Source organism: Neisseria sp. 19428wB4_WF04 (assembly GCF_015235335.1).
GTDB classification, from domain to species: Bacteria; Pseudomonadota; Gammaproteobacteria; order Burkholderiales; family Neisseriaceae; genus Neisseria; species Neisseria musculi.
This window is the reverse complement of the sequence record NZ_JADGLG010000158.1, coordinates 1-456: the sequence shown is the minus strand read 5'-3', so window position 1 is coordinate 456 and position 456 is coordinate 1. Positions and strand designations below refer to the sequence as shown.

General features: G+C 33.6%; 1 protein-coding gene. It reads left to right on the top strand.

The annotated features are described in order from the left end of the window. Positions 1 to 456 (top strand): branched-chain amino acid ABC transporter permease (locus IR141_RS12785; protein WP_135037818.1); only part of this gene is annotated, 456 nt, incomplete at both ends.

The following is a 456-nucleotide window of genomic DNA, read 5'->3' as shown; positions in this document are numbered from 1 at the left end:
TGTATGCTCTTATTGCTGTTGGCTATACGATGGTTTATGGTGTGTTAAGACTTATTAATTTTGCTCACGGCGATATTATGATGGTTGGTGCTTATGCGGCTCTTTTTTGCATGACTAATCTAAATGTTCCTTTTCTAGGAGCTTTGTCTTTAGCAATGATTTTTGCTGCTTGTGTTGGAATAGCTACAGATAGAATCGCTTATAAACCTTTAAGACAGGCTCCTAGAATTTCATTGTTGATTACAGCAATCGGTATTATTTTTTTCTTGCAAAATCTTTTTAATATGCTTTTTACTTCAACACCTAGAACTTTTACACCGCCAAGTTATTTTGAGGAAAGTGTTAATTTTGGCGGAGTGATAACAACTTATGGTTCTTTAATGGTTCCTGCTCTTACATTTGTTATTTTAATAGCAGTGTTATGGATTTTGTATAAAAGCAAATATGGTATAGCTA